At 64.2% G+C, this 1,185-nt stretch carries 1 protein-coding gene; it reads left to right on the forward strand.

The window, feature by feature from the left end; translation table 11 throughout:
* Nucleotides 1-65 precede the first annotated feature (65 nt).
* Nucleotides 66-1,049 carry an IS5 family transposase gene (locus tag FUT87_RS18075; RefSeq protein WP_147241923.1) on the forward strand — a complete coding sequence of 328 codons (984 nt, stop codon included), beginning with the start codon at nucleotides 66-68 and terminating at the stop codon, nucleotides 1,047-1,049.
* Nucleotides 1,050-1,185 lie beyond the last annotated feature (136 nt).

Consider the following 1,185-nt stretch of genomic DNA (forward strand, 5'->3'; position numbering starts at 1 on the left):
GGAAATGCTGATTTATCCGGGCTGATCTCGATGCGCGGTGGACGCGTCGGCGGCAGGATCAGCGCATGAGTCAACGCAGCTTTGCCAGTGCCGAGTTCGCTCTGAAGAAGAAGCGCACGCGGCGCGAGGTGTTTCTCGCGGACATGGAGCGCATCGTGCCGTGGGCACGGCTGGAAGCGGCGATCGCACCGTCGTACCCGCGTAGCGGCCGGGTGGGTCGCCCACCCATCGGCGTGCCGAAGATGCTGCGCATGTACTGCCTGCAGCAGTGGTACGGCCTGGCCGACGAGGCTCTGGAGGACGCGCTGTATGACAGCCAGTCGATGCGCGACTTCGTCGGCATTGACCTGTCGCGTGAGGCGGTGCCCGATGCAACCACCCTGCTGAAGTTCCGGTGCCTGTTGCTGGCCAACGACCTGACCAAGGCGCTGTTCGACGAGATCAACGCCCACCTGGCCGAGCAAGGCCTGCTGATGCGCTCGGGCACCATCGTGGACGCGACGATCATCGCCGCGCCCAGTTCGACGAAGAACGCCACGGGCGAGCGCGATCCCGACATGCACCAAGCCAAGAAGGGCAACCAGTGGCACTTCGGAATGAAGGCGCACATCGGCGTGGATGCCGAGTCAGGGCTGGTGCACACAGTCATCGGCACGGCGGCCAACGTCAACGATGTGACGCAGGCCGGTGCGTTAATGCATGGACAGGAGACATCGGCCTTTGGCGATGCCGGCTACCGAGGCGTGGACAAGCGCGAAGAGGCCAAGGGGCCGACCTGGTTCGTCGCCATGCAGCCGGGCAAGCGCCGGGCGCTGGACATGACGAAGAAGTGGGCGCGGTTGCTGGAGAAGGCCGAACAGCTGAAGGCCGCCATGCGGGCCAAGGTCGAGCATCCGTTCCATGTGGTGAAGAACCTGTTTGGCCATCGCAAGGCCCGCTACAAGGGCATGGCGAAGAACCAAGGGCAGCTGTTCAGCCTGTTCGGGCTGGCCAATCTCGTGATCGCCAAGCGATCGTTGTTGGACCAGCAAGCCCGAGGTGCGTCTTGAACGGCCAGATGGGGCGGCAAACGACCCCAAAAGCACAGACGCAGCCGCTGACCGTCATCGAATTCAAGTCGCGTCGCCGCGGCCCATGCGCTCGCGGGTCGCAGATCGCTCAACTGGCCTATTGATCAGCGTGTCC

The sequence above is a fragment of the Mitsuaria sp. TWR114 genome, assembly GCF_007997345.1.